A 15,920-nucleotide genomic window follows, 5' to 3' on the forward strand; every position below is an offset into this window, starting at 1 on the left:
GCTCAGCTCACGCGCATGTCGAGACCGAGATCGAGCGCGCGGGCGGAGTGCGTCAGCGCGCCGACCGAGATGACGTCGACGCCCGTCTCGGCGATGCCCCGCACCGTCCCGAGGTCGACGCCGCCCGACGCCTCGACGATCGCTCGCCCGCCGACGATCCCGACGCCGCGACGGAGGTCGTCGAGAGAGAAGTTGTCGAGCATGATCGTGTCGACTCCGGCCGCGAGCACGGGCTCGATCTGGTCGATGCGATCGACCTCGACCTCGACATGCGCCGTGTGCGGCAGACGCGCGATGCCCGCGCGGAGGGCGGTCGTCAGGTCGGCGCCGCCGGCCTGGAGCACGGCGAGATGGTTGTCCTTCGCCATGACCGCGTCTGACAGCGAGTGCCGGTGGTTGTGCCCGCCGCCGCAGCGGACGGCATGCCGCTCGAACGCGCGGAGCCCCGGCGTCGTCTTCCGGGTGTCGACGATCCGCGCGCGGGTGCCCGCCACCTCGGCGACGAACCGCGCCGTGAGCGTCGCGACGCCCGACATCCGCTGGGTGAAGTTCAGCCCGACGCGCTCTGCGGTGAGCACCGCGCGGGCCGGCCCGGCGACGGTCGCGAGCACGTCGCCCGCGGCGAAGGGCGCGCCGTCCGCCACGCGGAGGTCGACCTCGGTCGCGCGATCCGTGAGGGCGAACGCTGCCCGGAAGACCTCGCCGCCGCTGAACACGCCGTCCTCGCGCGCGACGAGCGATGCCTGCGCGTGAGCGGATGCGGGAAGGAACGCCTCGCTCGTGAGGTCTCCCCACGGCGCGTCCTCCTCGAGGGCGGCGCGCACGGCGCGCTCGATCGTCGACGCCGTCAGCATGCGGCACCCGCTGAGAGGAGTTCGCGCGCGTGAGCGGACGCGTCGTCGGTGCGGAAATGCGACCCCACCGAGCCCGGCCGGGCGAGGGCGGCGCTCGCCGCGGCGAGGCCCACGCGCACGAGCCCCGCGTCCTCATGCGCGGAGAGCGTCTGCGGACGGGGGAGGGCGTCCTGCCACGCGGCGAGCACGGCCACGGCGTGCGCGAGGCCCGCGCCGTCGCGGAGGAGCCCCACGTGATCCCACATGAGCCGCTGCAGGGCGGCGCGCGAGAAGGGCGGGACGGCGGCGAGCTCCGACGGCGACTCCGGGCCGGGCGCGGAGGGGAGCGCGGGCGCCGCATCGACGTCGCCCGCGAGGATGGCCGCGGCCGCGCGCGCGGCGAAGACCGCGCCCTCGAGAAGGGAGTTGGAAGCGAGGCGGTTGGCGCCGTGCACGCCCGTGCGCGCGCACTCGCCGACGGCGAGGAGGCCGGCCAGGCTCGTGCGCCCGTCGAGGTCGGTCGCGATCCCGCCCATGAGGTAGTGGGCGGCCGGCGCGACGGGGATCGGGTGCGCGGCCCAGTCGAGCCCGCGCCCTGCGAGCGCCCTCGCGATCGTCGGGAAGCGCGCCTCGAGTCGCCGACGGCCGATGCGCGTCGCGTCCAGGAGCACGGGGCGCCCGCCCTGCTCCGCCATCCGCCGGGCGATCGATCGCGCGACGACATCGCGCGGCGCGAGCTCGCCGTCGGGGTGGTCGTCGAGCACGAAGCGCCGCCCGTCGAGATCGATGAGGTCGGCGCCCTCACCGCGCACCGCCTCGGAGACGAGGAACGGCGTGCCCTCGGCGAGCACGGTGGGGTGGAACTGCGCGAACTCGAGATCGACGACCGCGGCCCCCGCCCGCAGGGCGGCCGCGATGCCGTCGCCGGTCACGACGTCGGGGTTGGTGGTGCGCGCCCACAGCCGCCCCGCTCCGCCGGTCGCGAGCACGACGGCATCCGCCCGGAGCGCCTCCCGGCGCCCGTCGGCGAGCAGCTCGACTCCCGCGACGCGTCCGCCCTCCACGAGGAGGTCGGCGAGGAGCGTCCGCTCGCGAAGGCGGACGCCCGCCTCGAGCGCGGCCGCGATGAGCGCGATCTCGATCGCGAGGCCCGTCGCGTCTCCGCCCGCGTGGAGGATGCGCGGATGCGCGTGCGCGGCCTCGAGTCCTCGCGCCAGGGCGCCCGAGGCGTCGCGGTCGAACGCGACGCCGAGGTCCATGAGCTCGCGCACGCGTGCCGGCCCCTCCGTCACGAGCACGTCGACCGCGGCGGGGTCGCACAGGCCGGCGCCCGCGGCGAGCGTGTCGGCCGCGTGGCTCTCGACGCTGTCATCGGGGAAGAGCGCGGCCGCGATGCCGCCCTGCGCGTGCCGCGTGCTGCCGTCGGCCATCCCCGCCTTCGTGACCAGCTGCACATCCGCGCCGCCGCGCGCGAGGTGCAGCGCCGTCGCGAGGCCGGCGACGCCGCTTCCGACGACGATGACCCCGGTCATGCGCGCGCGCCTCCCGTCGACAGGGGCTTGGCCGCGAGCATCCGCTCGAGCGCGACGCGCGCCGGGTCCGCCACCGCGTCGTCGACGCCGATCCGGTTGACCACGCGCCGCGCGACGAGCTCCTCGAGCACCCACGCGAGGTAGCCGGGGTGGATGCGGTACATCGTCGAGCAGGGGCACACGACGGGGTCGAGGCAGAAGATCGTGTGCTGCGGGTGCTCGGCGGCGAGCCGGCGCACGAGGTTGATCTCGGTGCCGATCGCGAACGTGGTCGGCTCGGTCGCCGCCTCAATCGCCTTGCGGATGTAGTCGGTCGATCCTGCCTCGTCGGCGGCGTCGACGACGGGCATGGGGCACTCCGGATGCACGATGACGCGCACGCCCGGATGCTCGGCGCGCGCGGTCTCGATCTGGTCGACCGTGAAGCGGCGGTGCACGGAGCAGAAGCCGTGCCAGAGGATGACCTCGGCGTCGCGCAGCGTCTCCTCGGACGACCCGCCGTACGGCGCGCGAGGGTTCCACAGCGGCATGCGCTCGAGCGGCACGCCCATCGCCTTGGCCGTGTTGCGCCCGAGGTGCTGGTCGGGGAAGAAGAGCACGCGGCGCCCGCGGGCGAACGCCCACTCGAGCACGGTGCGCGCGTTGGACGACGTGCACACGATGCCGCCGTTGCGGCCCACGAAGCCCTTGATCGCCGCGGAGGAGTTCATGTAGGTCACCGGGACGACCGGCACGCGGCCGTCCGCGTCCGGCACGTCGAGCGGGCCGTACACGTCCGCGAGCTGCTCCCAGCACTCCTCGACCTGGTCGATGTCGGCCATGTCGGCCATCGAGCAGCCCGCGGCGAGGTTCGGCAGGATGACGGACTGCTCCGGGCGGGAGAGCATGTCGGCGGTCTCGGCCATGAAGTGCACGCCGCAGAAGACGATCGCCTCGGCCTCGGGGTGCGCCTTCGCCGCGCCCGCGAGCTGGAACGAGTCGCCCACGTAGTCGGCGTGCTGCACAACCTCGTCGCGCTGGTAGAAGTGGCCGAGGACCACGACGCGGTCGCCGAGCGCCGCCTTCGCCGCCCGGATGCGATCGTGCAGCTCGGCTTCCGGGGCCTCGCGGTAGGCGCGGGGGAGCTCGCCCTGCCGTGGGGCGTCGGTCGGGATCACGTCGCCCATCGAGGCGCCGGGGCCGTACCCGGCGACGGCGTCGAAGCTCCAGGGCCCCGCGGCGAGGTCGGTCGAGCACGTCGAGCCCGCGGCGCCGCCCGAGACGATCGCCTGGATCTCGTGGTCGACGCTCGCGTCGCGGGCGGTGAGGGTGATGCTGGTCGCGGCCATGGGGACCCCTGTTCGTGTCGATTCGACTCTAAGTCGTCGACACCACTTTAAGTCAGGTTGACCACAAAGGCGAGCGGGGCTCCTCAGGCCGGTCCGAGCGGTCCGCGATCGGCGAGCTCGACCTCAGAGTTGTAGCGGTACAGGCGCGCCGGGCGATGCTTGCCGGTGCGGAACGACTCGGTCGGGAGGAGCGCCTCGGAGCCCTCGAGGAGGCGGCGGAAGTTCGACGGGTCGAGGCGCCGCCCGAGCACGGCCTCGTAGACCTCCCGCAGCTCGGTCAGCGTGAACTCGTCGGGCAGGAGGCCGTGCGCGATCCGGCTGTAGCCGACCTTGTTGCGCAGCCGCCACACGGCGTAGTCGACGATCCGGTTGTGATCGAAGGCGAGCGCCGGCAGGTCGTCCACGTCGAACCACTCGACGTTCTCCGGCGCGTCCTCCGCGGCGCGCTGCGCATCCACGAGGTCGGAGCGGAGGAGCGCCCAGTAGACGACCGACACGACGCGCGTGGGGGAGCGGTCGACGTCGCCGAAGGCGTAGAGCTGCTCGAGGTAGCTCGGGCTGAGCGCGGTCGTCTCGGCGAGCGTGCGGGCGGCGGCGTCGTCGAGCCCCTCCCGCTCGTCGAGCCATCCGCCCGGGAGCGCCCACGCGCCCTCGAACGGCTCCCGCGTGCGGCGCACGAGCGGGATCATGAGCGCGTCGGCCCCGGGTCGCGAGCGCAGCGAGAAGATCACGGTCGAGACGGCGACGCGGATGCCGGCGCTCTCGGTCGCGGAAGGGGAGGTCACCCTTCGAGCGTAGGCGACCCGGCGCGCGGGCCATCGCGGACCCGCTATGCTCGCTCGCAGTGACACGGGGTGTCCCCATCCGGGACTGAGATCACACCCGTATGCACCTGATCTCGTTAGGACGAGCGGAGGGATGTCGCTGATGAGTGACGCGCACCTGTCGGTATCCGATGGCCCCGGGGCCGTGCTGTCGAGACTGCGCGAGACCGCGCCGCTCGTTCAGTGCATCACCAACGCCGTGGTCGTGAACGTCACGGCCAACGCGCTGCTCGCGGTGGGCGCGGCGCCCGTGATGGCCGACATCCCCGAGGAGGCCGGGGAGTGCGCGGCGTTCGCGTCGGCGCTCCTGGTCAACCTCGGGACGCCGACCGCCGAGCAGCGCGCGGCGATGACCGCCGCGGTCGCCGCGGCACGCGCGTCCGGCACGCCGTGGGTCCTCGACCCCGTGGGCGTGGGCGCCCTCGGCCTGCGCACCGGCGTCGCGCGCGACCTGCTCGCGCACCGGCCGACCGTGATCCRCGGCAACGCCTCGGAGGTGCTCGCGCTCGCGGGCGCCGGCTCGGGCGGGCGCGGGGTCGATGCGGCCGACGAGGTCGATGCGGCGCTCGACGCCGCCCGCGCGCTCGCCGAGCGCACGGGCGCGGTCGTCGCGGTGTCGGGCGCGGTCGACGCGGTCACCGACGGCGCGCGCACGGAGCGCATCGCGGGCGGGAGCGCGCTCCTCACCCGCATGACGGGAGGCGGCTGCTCGCTCGGAGCGGTCGTGGCCGCCTGCGTCGCGGCGGCGGATGGCCCGGATGCCGCGTTCGCGGGCACGATCGCGGCGCATGCCGTCTACGCGGCCGCCTCCGAGCGCGCGGCGGCCGTCGCGACGGGCCCCGGCTCGTTCGCGGTGGCGTTCCTCGACGCGCTCGCGGGGGTCGATGCGGTCGACGTGTCCGCGCCCGAGCGCTTCGCGAAGGAGGTGCCGGCATGACCGCGCGACCTCTCGACCTCTCCCTCTACCTCGTCGCGGACGCCGCGACGATCACCGGCCGCTCGCTCGTCGACGTCGTCGCCCAGGCGGTCGACGGAGGGGCATCGACCGTGCAGATCCGCGGCAAGGACCTGTCCGCCGCAGATCTCCTCGCCCTCGTCGAGTCCGCTGCCGCGCACACGCGCGGCCGTGCGACGCTGCTCGTGAACGACCGCGTCGACGTGTACCTGGCCGCGAAGGCCGCGGGAGCGTCCGTCGACGGCGTCCACATCGGGCAGACCGACCTGCCGGCCGATCGCGTGCGCGGCCTCGTGGGCGACGACGCGATCATCGGCCTGAGCGCGAGCCTGCCGCGCCAGCTCGAGGCGCTGCGGCGCCTCCCCACCGGCACGGTCGACTACCTGGGCGTGGGCGCGGTGCGCGCCACCCCGACGAAGAAGGACCATCCGACCCCGATCGGATGGACCGGATTCGCGGCCTTCGCCGAGCTCGCGCACGAGTTCCCGTGCGTCGCGATCGGCGGCGTCGGCCCGGGCGACGCACGCGACGCGCGGCGCGCGGGCGCCGCCGGGATCGCGGTCGTCCGCGCCATCTGCTCGGCGGAGTTCCCCGCCGCGGCGGCGGCCGCGCTGCGGTTCGAGTGGGCGGACGCCGAGGTCGTCGCATGACCGCCGTGCCGAACATCCTCGCGATCGCCGGCTCCGACCCGTCGGGAGGGGCGGGCATCCAGGCCGACCTCAAGTCGATCGCCGCGTGCGGCGGTTACGGCATGGCCGCGATCACAGCGCTCACCGCCCAGAGCACGCACGGCGTGTCGGGCGTGCACGCGCCGCCCGCGTCGTTCCTGCGCGAGCAGCTCGACGCGCTCGTGGCCGACATCCGCATCGACGCCGTCAAGATCGGCATGCTCGGCACGGCGGAGATCGTCGCTGCGGTGGCGGACTGGCTGCGCGGCCTCGACACGCGCCCGCCGGTGGTCCTGGATCCCGTCATGATCGCCACGAGCGGGGATCGCCTCATCGACGCCGAGGCCGAGCGCGCGCTGCACGATCTCCTGTCGCTCGCCGACGTCGTGACGCCGAACCTCCCGGAGCTGGCCGTGCTCACCGATGTCGCCGCAATTGGATCGTGGACGGACGCGCTCGCGCAGGCGGCCGCGCTCGCGCGTCGCCACGGCGTGCTCGTGCTCGCGAAGGGCGGGCACCTCGACGGCCCGGCGTGCCCGGACGCGCTGGTGGGGCCGGATGGCCTCATCGCCGAGTTCTCGGACGCGCGGATCGAGACGACCGCCACGCACGGCACGGGGTGCTCCCTGTCCGCGGCGCTCGCCACGCTCCGCGCGCGCGAGGGCGGCTGGACCTGGGCGGCGCGCCTCGCCCGCGGATGGCTGCGCGACGCGATCGCGTCGGGCTCCGAGCTCGAGGTGGGCCGCCCGGGCGGGCACGGCCCGCTCCACCATCTCGCGGGCCTGTGGCGGACGGGAGGCCTCCCGCGCCGCGACGCCGAGCTCGACGCCTGGTGGGAGGACATCGCGCCGCTGCGCGTCGGCATCGACGACGTGTGGTTCGTGCGCGCACTCGCGGACGGCTCGCTCGATCGGGACGACTTCGCGCACTACCTCGCGCAGGACTCGCTGTACCTGCGCACGTACGCGCGCGTGCTGAGCCGGGCCGCGGAGCTCGCGCCGACGCTCGAGGAGCAGGCCTTCTGGGCGGCATCCGCGCACAGCTGCCTGGAGACCGAGCTCTCCCTGCACCGCGCCCGGCTGGACGATGCGCCGGCCGACGCCCCGGCGACGCCGTCCGCCGAGACCATGGCGTACCTGGATCATCTGCAGGCGACGGCAGCGGCCGGCGACCACGCGGTGCTCGTCGCCGCGGTGCTCCCGTGCTTCTGGCTCTACCAGGACATCGGCGCGCGCCTCGCGGCCGCGAATCGCCCGGGCCATCCGTATGCCGACTGGCTCGAGATGTACGCATCCGACGCGTTCGACCTCGCCACGCGCGACGCCATCCGCTGGACGCAGGAGCACGCCAGGGCCGCGGACGACGCGCGCCTCGCGCGCATGCGCACGGCCTTCGACGTGTCGGCCCGGCACGAGCTCGCGTTCTTCGCTCAGCGGCGCGATGCCGTCGCGCGGGAGCAGTCGCGGGCGGGTGCGGTCGCCGGGTAGGATCGGCACACACAACTGAACGACCGTCCACCCGTCACGGGAGAATGCCGCGCTCGCGCGGCTGCCGTAGGAGCAACCCCTCCCGGAATCTCTCAGGCCCACGTACCGTGGCGGCAGGTCACTCTGGAAAGCGGCGCACACGCGCCCGCCGACGGGGCAAGCGGAGCTGCGGCGCCGCGGAAACTCTCAGGCCTATGACAGAGCGGGAGGAACTCGGCGCACCCTCACGGCGAGGGTGCCGAAGACGGGAGTTCCTCGATGGTGCACACGACAGACGACGACGTCGGCCGTGCCGGAACCGCCCTCGGCGACCGGGCGCCGTTCGTCGGGGTCTTCGACCTCTTCACGATCGGCATCGGGCCGTCGAGCTCGCACACCGTGGGGCCGATGCGCGCGGCCGCGGCGTTCGCCGACGAGCTCGCCGAGCGGATCCCGCTCGTCGCGGCCCTCGAGGTCGAGCTGTTCGGCTCGCTCGCCGCCACGGGCGCCGGCCACGGGACGCTCACGGCCGTGCTCGTCGGCCTCGAGGGGTGTCGCCCTGACGTCGTGCGGGCCGACGAGGTGTCCGCTCGCGCGGCGCGCATCGAGCGCGACGGCGTCGTCCGCCTGGGCGGCACGGGGTCCGTCCCGCTGCGTGCGCGCGACATCTGCCTCGCGCCGCTCACCGTGCTCGCCCGCCATACGAACGCGCTGCGCTTCACGGCGAGGGATGCCGCGGGTCGCACGCTCGCGCACGGCACGTGGTACTCGGTCGGCGGCGGATTCATCGTCCGCGAGGGCGAGGAGGCCGCGGCGTCCGAGACGCCCGTTCCGCATCCATTCTCGACCGCGTCGGAGCTGCTCGCGATCTGCGCGGCCGAGCAGGCGGGCATCGCCGAGATCGCGCTGCGCAACGAGTGCGCACTGCGGTCCGCGCACGACGTCCGCGAGGGGGTCCTGCGGATCCGCGACGCGATGGACGAGTGCGTGGCGGCCGGCACGCGCGCCGACGGAGAGCTGCCAGGGGGCCTGCGCGTCCGTCGTCGCGCTCCGCAGTGGCACGCACGGCTTCTCCAGGAGGACCCCGACCGCAGCCCCGCGTACGCCCAGGAGTGGGTGAACCTCGTCGCGCTCGCCGTGAACGAGGAGAACGCGGCGGGCGGGCGGGTCGTCACCGCGCCGACGAACGGCGCCGCGGGCATCATCCCCGCCGTGCTGCACTACGCGACGCACTACACGCCCGCGGTCGCCGCGGGGAGGCACCGCGACGATGTGGCCGTCGAGTTCCTGCTGACGGCCGCGGCGATCGGCTCGATCTACAAGGCGCGCGCCTCGATCTCGGGCGCCGAGGTCGGCTGCCAGGGCGAGGTCGGCTCGGCGTCGTCGATGGCGGCGGGCGCTCTCGCCGCCGTGCTCGGCGGCACGCCGGAGCAGGTCGAGAACGCGGCCGAGATCGCGATGGAGCACAACCTCGGTCTCACGTGCGACCCGGTGGGCGGCCTCGTGCAGATCCCGTGCATCGAGCGCAACGCGATCGCCTCCGGAAAGGCGGTCAATGCCGCCAAGATGGCCATGTGGGGCGACGGGACGCACCGCGTCTCGCTCGACGCCGTCATCGAGACCATGCGGCAGACCGGCCGCGACATGAGCGACAAGTACAAGGAGACCGCGAGGGGCGGCCTGGCCGTCAACGTGGTCGAATGCTGAGGAGAACCGCGTGAGCACAGACGAATCGACCGCCTCCGCCTCGGAGGGCCTGCGGCGGTCGCCGCTGCAGGCGGAGCACGAGGCGCAGGGAGCGTCGTTCACCGACTTCGGCGGGTGGTGGATGCCCGTGCGCTACACGTCGGATCTCGCCGAGCATCGCGCCGTGCGCGAGGCGGCAGGGCTGTTCGACATCTCGCACATGGGCGAGATCCTCGTGCGCGGCGCGGGCGCCGGCGCGTTCCTCGACTACGCTCTCGCCGGGCGGCTGTCGGCCGTCGCGGTCGGCCGCGCGAAGTACACGATGATGCTCGCGGAGGACGGCGGCATCATCGACGACCTCGTCGTGTACCGGCTCTCCGACGACGAGTTCCTCATCATCGCCAACGCGGGCAACCGCCGCACCGTCGCCGCCGAGGTGTCGGCGCGCATCGCGGGCTTCGACGCCGACCTCGAGGACGCCTCCGATCGCCTCGCGCTCATCGCCCTGCAGGGGCCGCGCGCCCAGGCCATCCTCGAGAGCGCGCCCGAGGTGGGCGGCTTCGGCCTGCCGCTCGACGAGCTGCGCAACTACGCCTGGACCGACGCGGAGTTCGCGGGCACGCCGCTGCTCGTCGCGCGCACCGGCTACACGGGTGAGGACGGCTTCGAGCTCTGCATCGACGCCGACCGCGCCGTCGACCTGTGGCGCGCGCTGCTCGCGGCCGGAGCGCCCCACGGCCTCGTGCCGGCCGGACTCGCCGCGCGAGACACGCTGCGGCTCGAGGCGGGCATGCCCCTGTACGGGCACGAGCTCGCGCGCGACATCTTCCCGTCGCAGGCCGGGCTCGGCCGCGTCGTCGCCGCCGACAAGGGCGACTTCGTGGGCGCGCGGGCGCTCGACGCGCGGCCGGGCGAGCGCGTGCTCGTCGGCCTCACGATGGAGGGCCGCCGCGCCGGGCGCGCGGGCTACGGCGTGTTCCGCGGCGACCACCAGGTCGGCGAGATCACGAGCGGCGCGCTCAGCCCGACCCTCGGCCATCCGATCGCCCTCGCGTACGTCGACCAGGAGGCCAGGGACGCCGACGACCTGACCGTCGACGTCCGCGGCACCCGCATCCCCGCCACCCCGACCACCCCGCCCTTCTACCGGAGGAAGAAATGACCGACCTCAACGCGCTGCTCTACACCGCCGAGCACGAGTGGATCCGCATCGACGGCGACATCGCCACGATCGGCGTCACCGACTACGCCGCCGAGCAGCTCGGCGACGTCGTCTTCGTTGACCTGCCCGCCGCCGACGCGTCCGTCGCCTCGGGCCAGGTCATGGGCGAGATCGAGTCCACCAAGTCCGTGTCCGAGCTGTACGCGCCCGTCGACGGGACGGTCGTCGAGGTCAACAGCGCGGTCGACGAGAACCCCGGGCTCGTGAACGAGTCGCCGTTCGAGGACGCGTGGCTCGTCCGCGTCCGCGTGACCGGCGACGTCGACGGCCTCCTCGATCGCGCCGCCTACGCCGCGCTCACGGGTGCCGAGGCGTGAGCGCCGCGGGCTTCGGAGCGTACGCCGCGCGCCACATCGGCACGACCGGCGCCGACCAGGAGCGGATGGCGGAGGTCATCGGCTTCGACGGCAGGGTCGACGCCGTCCTGTCGGCCGCCGTGCCCGCGGTCATCCGCGATCTCGGCTCCGCGGGCTCGGCCATCCCGCGCGAGGGCGTGTCGGAGGCGGCGGCGCTCGCCGAGCTCCGCTCGCTCGCCGAGCGCAACCGGGTGCTGGCACCCATGATCGGGCTCGGCTACAGCGACACCCTCACGCCGTCGGTCATCCAGCGGAACGTGCTCGAGAACCCGTCCTGGTACACGGCGTACACGCCCTACCAGCCCGAGATCTCGCAGGGGCGCCTCGAGGCGCTGCTCAACTTCCAGACGATGGTCGCCGACCTCGCGGGGCTCCCGGTCGCGAACGCGTCGATGCTCGATGAGGCGACCGCCGCCGTCGAGGGCATGCTCGTGGCGCGCCGCGCGGTGCGCGGCGGCTCCGACGTGTTCGTCGTCGACGCCGACGCGCTCCCGCAGACGAAGGACGTGCTCCGCGTGCGCGCCGAGGCCGTGGGCATCGAGGTCGTGGAGCTCGACCTCGCGGGCGGCGCGGCGCTGCCCGAGTCGCTCTTCGGCGCGCTCATCCAGTACCCGGGCGCGTCGGGTCGCATCTGGAACCCGCAGGGCGTCATCGACGCCGTGCACGTCGCGGGCGGCCAGGCGGTCGTCGCGGCCGACCTGCTCGCGCTCACCCTCATCGCGTCGCCGGGCTCGCTCGGCGCCGACATCGTCGTGGGGTCGTCGCAGCGCTTCGGCGTGCCGCTCGGGTTCGGCGGCCCGCACGCGGGATTCATGGTCGTGCGCCAGGGCCTCGAGCGCCAGCTCCCGGGCCGGCTCGTGGGCGTCTCGAAGGACGCGGACGGGCAGCTCGCGTACCGTCTCGCCCTCCAGACGCGCGAGCAGCACATCCGCCGTGAGAAGGCGACGAGCAACATCTGCACCGCGCAGGTGCTCCTCGCGGTCATGGCGGCGATGTACGCCGTCTACCACGGGCCCGACGGTCTCCGGGAGATCGCGACCCGCGTGCACGAGAAGGCCGCCCAGCTGCGGGGATGGCTCGAGGACGCGGGCGCCGACGTGGTCGACGGCGCGTTCTTCGACACGCTCCGCGTGCGCGTGCCGGGCCGCGCAGACGCCGTCGTGGCGGCGGCGCACGACGCCGGCGTGCTCCTGCACCGCGTCGACGCCGACACCGTCGGCATCTCTGTGGGCGAGGCGACGACGTCGACGGAGCTCGCCGCGGTCGCTGGCGCCTTCGGAGGCGCGCGCGGCGAGGGGGCGGGCGCCGTCGCGATCCCGCAGGAGCTCGTCCGGACGGAACCCTTCCTCACGCACCCCGTGTTCTCGAGTCACCGCTCCGAGACGGCGATGATGCGCTACCTCAAGCGCCTCGCCGACGAGGACTACGCGCTCGACCGCGGCATGATCCCGCTCGGCTCGTGCACGATGAAGCTCAATGCCGCAACCGCCATGGCCGCGATCACGTGGCCGGAGTTCGGGCGCATCCACCCGTTCGCGCCGCGGGAGGACGTGACCGGCTACCTCGAGCTCATCGATCAGCTCGAGGGCTGGCTCGCCGATCTCACCGGGTACGACGCCGTCTCGCTCCAGCCGAACGCCGGGTCGCAGGGCGAGCTCGCCGGCCTCCTCGCCATCCGCGGGTACCACCGCTCGCGCGGCGATGTGCACCGCGACGTGTGCCTCATCCCGTCCTCCGCGCACGGCACGAACGCGGCGTCCGCCGTGCTCGCGGGCATGCGCGTGGTCGTCGTCGCGTGCGACGAGGCCGGCAACGTCGACCTCGACGACCTGCGCGCGAAGATCGCGCAGCACGCCGATGCGCTCGCCGCGCTCATGATCACCTACCCGTCGACGCACGGGGTGTACGAGCACGACGTGCTCGACATCACCGCGGCCGTCCACGATGCGGGCGGCCAGGTCTACATCGACGGCGCGAACCTGAACGCGCTGCTCGGGCACGCGCGGTTCGGCGACCTTGGCGGCGACGTCTCGCACCTCAACCTGCACAAGACGTTCGCGATCCCGCACGGCGGCGGCGGGCCGGGCGTCGGCCCGGTCGCGGCGAAGGCGCATCTCGCGCCGTTCCTGCCCTCGCACGCCCTCGCGCAGGGCGACGGCGACACCGAGGGGATCGGCCCCGTGTCGGCCGCGCCGTACGGGTCGGCCGGCATCCTGCCGATCTCATGGGCGTACGTGCGCATGATGGGCCTCGAGGGACTCACGCAGGCCACCGACGCGGCGGTCGTGGCGGCGAACTACGTCGCCGCGCGCCTCGCCGACCACTATCCCGTGCTCTACACCGGTGAGCAGGGCCGCGTCGCGCACGAGTGCATCCTCGACCTCCGGCCGCTCAAGGCCGAGACCGGGGTGAGCGTGGACGACGTCGCCAAGCGCCTCATCGACTACGGCTTCCATGCGCCCACCATGTCGTTCCCGGTGGCGGGCACGCTCATGGTCGAGCCGACCGAGTCGGAGGACCTCGCTGAGCTCGACCGCTTCGTCGACGCGATGATCGCGATCCGCGCCGAGGCGCAGCGCGTGGGCGCGGGGGAGTGGCCCGTGGAGGACAACCCGCTCGTGAACGCCCCGCACACCGCCGCGGCCGCGATCGCCGGCGAGTGGGACCATCCGTACACGCGCGAGACCGCGGTCTACCCCGCGGGAGTCGGCCCGGCGAAGTACTGGCCGCCCGTGCGCCGCATCGACCAGGCCTACGGCGACCGCAACCTCGTGTGCGCCTGCCCGCCGATCGAGGCGTTCGCCTAGGAGCGCCGGTCGTCGAGACTAGTGCCCGTCGTCGAGGCTAGCGCTCCCCGCGCCGGTCTCGACGACGGGCGCTAGTTCGACGGATGGACGGGGCGTGACGGGACAGGGCGGGCCAGGGCGGGGCGGGACGGGACGAGATCAGGTCTCGAAGCGCGCGTGGGGATGGCCGGCGGCGGCCATCCGGATCCGCTCGCGCATCTCGGCGTCGACGTCGCCCAGATCGTCGAGTCGGCGCCACATCGCCTCGGTGTTCTCGCCGTCTTCCGGGTGCGGCTCGCCGGCGACGTAGCGGCAGCGGAAGACGAGGTCGAGGTACTGCGCCTGGTCGCCGTTCGCGTACGTCATCGGCCGCGTCGCGTGGACCCACACGAGCGACTCGGCCTCGGCGACGACGGCGGCCTCCTCGAGCACCTCGCGCACGGCCGACACCGCGGGCTCCTCGCCGGGATCGACGATGCCCGTGACCGGCGTGAGGCGCGCGTTGTCCGCGCGCCGGACGAGCAGCACCTCGCGCTCTGCGCCGTCGCCGCGCAGCACGACTGCGGTCACGCCCGTGAGCCACAGGGGGTCGGTCCCGATCCTCTCGCGCAGTCGCAGGATGAAGTCGGGGGTCGCCATGAGGCGATCCTATGCGGGCGGACGTCGCGGCGACCGATAGCGTGGATCGGTGGACTTCGCTGCGAACCCCGTGCTCGAGAACGACATCGTCCGTCTGGAGCCGCTGAGCTCCGCGCATCACGACGACCTGGCGGCGGCCGTCGCGGAGGGCGACCTCTGGCGGACCTGGTACACGCGCATCCCCTCGCCCGACGGGGTCGCCGCGGAGATCGACCGGCGGCTCGGGGAGCAGGCGGCCGGGCGGATGGCGCCCTGGGCCGTCGTGGATGCCCGGACGGGGCGTGCGCTCGGCATGACGACCTACTGCAACATCGACGCGCCGAACCGCCGCGTCGAGATCGGGTACACGTGGCTCGCGCGCTCGGCGCAGGGGACCGGCGTGAATCCGGCCGCGAAGCTGCTGCTGCTCGAGCGCGCGTTCGACGAGCTCGACTGCGTGTGCGTGCAGTTCTGCACCCACTGGCACAACCAGCAGTCGCGCGCCGCCATCGCCCGTCTCGGCGCCCGGCAGGACGGCGTGCTGCGGGCCCACGCGATCTTCCCCGACGGGCACGTGCGCGACACGGTGGTCTTCTCGATCCTGCCGCACGAGTGGGCGGCCGTGCGGCTCGGCCTCGAGGCGCGACTCGAGCGGCACCGGGAGGCGGCTCGCGCATGACCGCTCTCGTCCCGATGGCGGCCGCCGACTCCGGCGACGTCGAGGCGTTCCTGCGCCTGGTCGACCTCACGACGAGCGGCCTCGACGCTCCGTCTGTGCGCATCTGGCTCCGCCGCGACGCTGCCGGCCGCATCGTCGAGACGACCGGCTACGAGGCGAGCGCCGACGGCGGCCACGCGCTCATCCGCAGTGTCGCCGTGCATCCGGATGGCCGCGCGGCCGGCACGGGGACGTCTCTCGCGCGCTTCGCGCTCGCGCGGGCGGCAGAGGCGGGTGCCACGACGGCGTGGCTGTTCTCCCGCCGGTCCGGGCCGTTCTGGCAGAAGCTCGGGTTCGTCCCGGCCGACCGGGCGGAGCTGGCAGCGGCCCTCGCCGACACGCACCAGGTGCGCCTCTTCCGCGAGACGGGGCAGCTCGATCGCGAGGTGGCCTGGTCGCGGTCGCTCGCGGAGCTCGCATCGTGAGCATCGCCATCCGCCCGCTTGTGGATGCGGACGTCGAGCCGGTCGTGGCGCTGTGGACGGCGGCCGGGCTCACTCGGCCCTGGAACGACCCCCACAAGGACATCCGCCGCGCGCGGGAGGTCTGGCCGGAGCTGCTTCTCGTGGCAGACGACGACGGCGCGGTCGTCGGCACGGTGATGGCGGGCTACGACGGGCACCGCGGCTGGCTCTCGTACCTCGCGAGCGCCCGTCGCGGCGAGGGGATCGGCCGCGCGCTCGTGGCGGAGGCCGAGCGACGGCTCCTCGCGCTCGGATGCCCCAAGGTCATGCTGATGGTCCGTGCGGAGAACCGCGGCGTCATGGACTACTACGCGGAGCTCGAGTACGCCCGCGACGACGTCGCCGTCCTCGGCAAGCGCCTGATCCCGGACGTGTAGCGGCGCCCAGCGCGTCCCCTCACTCGTGAGACTAGCTCTCGTCGCCCAGACTGCTGCCCGGAGCACCGGTCTCGACGACCAGCGCTA

The 15,920-nt window shown here is 74.0% G+C and carries 15 protein-coding genes and 3 riboswitches; of the genes, 10 read left to right on the forward strand and 5 right to left on the reverse strand.

The window, feature by feature from the left end; translation table 11 throughout:
* Window positions 1-2: 2 nt before the first annotated feature.
* The 4 genes from nadC to ACOWU6_RS01720 all read right to left on the reverse strand — a co-directional run bounded on the left by nadC (window position 3) and on the right by ACOWU6_RS01720 (window position 4,478).
* The gene (nadC, locus tag ACOWU6_RS01705) at window positions 3-854 is read right to left on the reverse strand and encodes a carboxylating nicotinate-nucleotide diphosphorylase (RefSeq protein ID WP_421074492.1); all 852 of its coding nucleotides are present in this window, start codon (window positions 852-854) and stop codon (window positions 3-5) included.
* Window positions 848-2,365, reverse strand: a complete 1,518-nt coding sequence (gene nadB / locus ACOWU6_RS01710) for an L-aspartate oxidase (RefSeq protein WP_421074493.1) — start codon at window positions 2,363-2,365, stop codon at window positions 848-850. Before nadB ends, nadC begins: the two co-directional genes overlap by 7 nt.
* On the reverse strand, window positions 2,362-3,693 hold the full coding sequence (gene nadA / locus ACOWU6_RS01715; protein WP_421074494.1) for a quinolinate synthase NadA: 1,332 nt from the start codon (window positions 3,691-3,693) through the stop codon (window positions 2,362-2,364). Before nadA ends, nadB begins: the two co-directional genes overlap by 4 nt.
* Before the next feature lie 83 nt (window positions 3,694-3,776).
* A complete protein-coding gene (locus ACOWU6_RS01720) occupies window positions 3,777-4,478 on the reverse strand; it encodes an NUDIX hydrolase (RefSeq protein ID WP_271173695.1) in 702 nt (233 codons plus the stop codon).
* Between the two features lie 55 nt (window positions 4,479-4,533).
* Window positions 4,534-4,629: riboswitch (TPP riboswitch) on the forward strand.
* Here ACOWU6_RS01720 and thiM point away from each other — a divergent pair.
* The 7 genes from thiM to gcvP all read left to right on the forward strand — a co-directional run bounded on the left by thiM (window position 4,621) and on the right by gcvP (window position 13,677).
* The gene (thiM, locus tag ACOWU6_RS01725; protein WP_421074495.1) at window positions 4,621-5,454 is read left to right on the forward strand and encodes a hydroxyethylthiazole kinase; all 834 of its coding nucleotides are present in this window, start codon (window positions 4,621-4,623) and stop codon (window positions 5,452-5,454) included. It overlaps the preceding riboswitch by 9 nt.
* A complete protein-coding gene (gene thiE / locus ACOWU6_RS01730; RefSeq protein ID WP_421074496.1) occupies window positions 5,451-6,122 on the forward strand; it encodes a thiamine phosphate synthase in 672 nt (223 codons plus the stop codon). The genes thiM and thiE overlap by 4 nt, the downstream gene beginning before the upstream one ends.
* On the forward strand, window positions 6,119-7,627 hold the full coding sequence (gene thiD / locus ACOWU6_RS01735) for a bifunctional hydroxymethylpyrimidine kinase/phosphomethylpyrimidine kinase (RefSeq protein ID WP_421074497.1): 1,509 nt from the start codon (window positions 6,119-6,121) through the stop codon (window positions 7,625-7,627). Before thiE ends, thiD begins: the two co-directional genes overlap by 4 nt.
* Before the next feature lie 27 nt (window positions 7,628-7,654).
* A riboswitch (glycine riboswitch) is annotated at window positions 7,655-7,745 on the forward strand.
* Window positions 7,746-7,835, forward strand: a riboswitch (glycine riboswitch). It abuts the riboswitch before it with no gap.
* 50 nt (window positions 7,836-7,885) lie between these two features.
* A complete protein-coding gene (locus ACOWU6_RS01740; RefSeq protein ID WP_421074498.1) occupies window positions 7,886-9,313 on the forward strand; it encodes an L-serine ammonia-lyase in 1,428 nt (475 codons plus the stop codon).
* A gap of 10 nt (window positions 9,314-9,323) precedes the next feature.
* Complete coding sequence (gene gcvT / locus ACOWU6_RS01745; protein WP_421074499.1) at window positions 9,324-10,454, forward strand: glycine cleavage system aminomethyltransferase GcvT; 1,131 nt, start codon at window positions 9,324-9,326, stop codon at window positions 10,452-10,454.
* The gene (gcvH, locus tag ACOWU6_RS01750) at window positions 10,451-10,831 is read left to right on the forward strand and encodes a glycine cleavage system protein GcvH (RefSeq protein WP_271173689.1); all 381 of its coding nucleotides are present in this window, start codon (window positions 10,451-10,453) and stop codon (window positions 10,829-10,831) included. Before gcvT ends, gcvH begins: the two co-directional genes overlap by 4 nt.
* Window positions 10,828-13,677, forward strand: coding sequence for an aminomethyl-transferring glycine dehydrogenase (gene gcvP, locus ACOWU6_RS01755; protein WP_421074500.1), 2,850 nt, complete (start codon window positions 10,828-10,830; stop codon window positions 13,675-13,677). The genes gcvH and gcvP overlap by 4 nt, the downstream gene beginning before the upstream one ends.
* A gap of 138 nt (window positions 13,678-13,815) precedes the next feature.
* Here the strand turns inward: gcvP and ACOWU6_RS01760 are convergent, their stop codons facing one another.
* Complete coding sequence (locus tag ACOWU6_RS01760) at window positions 13,816-14,295, reverse strand: NUDIX hydrolase (RefSeq protein WP_421074501.1); 480 nt, start codon at window positions 14,293-14,295, stop codon at window positions 13,816-13,818.
* Window positions 14,296-14,344: 49 nt separating this feature from the next.
* On the opposite strand from ACOWU6_RS01760, the gene ACOWU6_RS01765 reads away from it, so the two are divergent.
* From ACOWU6_RS01765 to ACOWU6_RS01775, 3 genes are read left to right on the forward strand one after another with little or no spacing between them, the layout of a single operon-like run.
* Window positions 14,345-14,953, forward strand: a complete 609-nt coding sequence (locus ACOWU6_RS01765; RefSeq protein ID WP_271172170.1) for a GNAT family N-acetyltransferase — start codon at window positions 14,345-14,347, stop codon at window positions 14,951-14,953.
* A complete protein-coding gene (locus ACOWU6_RS01770; RefSeq protein ID WP_271172169.1) occupies window positions 14,950-15,417 on the forward strand; it encodes a GNAT family N-acetyltransferase in 468 nt (155 codons plus the stop codon). Before ACOWU6_RS01765 ends, ACOWU6_RS01770 begins: the two co-directional genes overlap by 4 nt.
* Window positions 15,414-15,833 (forward strand): GNAT family acetyltransferase, encoded by a 420-nt coding sequence (locus tag ACOWU6_RS01775; protein ID WP_271172168.1) that lies wholly within the window; start codon window positions 15,414-15,416, stop codon window positions 15,831-15,833. The genes ACOWU6_RS01770 and ACOWU6_RS01775 overlap by 4 nt, the downstream gene beginning before the upstream one ends.
* Window positions 15,834-15,920 lie beyond the last annotated feature (87 nt).

This window comes from Microbacterium sp. SA156 (assembly GCF_049065455.1).
In the GTDB taxonomy this organism is placed as follows: Bacteria; Actinomycetota; Actinomycetes; order Actinomycetales; family Microbacteriaceae; genus Microbacterium; species Microbacterium barkeri.